The following is a 251-nucleotide window of genomic DNA, read 5'->3' as shown; positions in this document are numbered from 1 at the left end:
GAAGACTTCATCGAGGAGATCAGAGGGCTCGAGTCGCTCGAGCCATCTGAAGGCGTAGACCGCTACCTCAAGCACCGAGGCGATGAGATTACGCCGAACACAAAGGAAGAATATGAAGCGGAGTTGAGACTCTTCGAAGCGTTCTGCGAACGGAATGGGATTGACGATCTAAACGATCTCTCCGGGCGTGACCTCGACGACTATCGTAACTGGCGGCGCGATGAGTCGGCCGAAGGAGGTCCGCTCTCCAC

1 pseudogene is annotated in these 251 nt (G+C 56.2%); it reads left to right on the top strand.

Features of this window, described 5'->3' with window-relative positions:
* Positions 1-251: pseudogene (locus EXE42_RS19105) on the top strand (hypothetical protein); the annotation flags it as partial.

The organism is Halorubrum sp. SP3, assembly GCF_005435195.1.
GTDB classification, from domain to species: domain Archaea; phylum Halobacteriota; class Halobacteria; order Halobacteriales; family Haloferacaceae; genus Halorubrum; species Halorubrum sodomense.
Note: the sequence above shows the minus strand (reverse complement) of the source record. Positions and strands in the feature narration are given on the sequence as shown.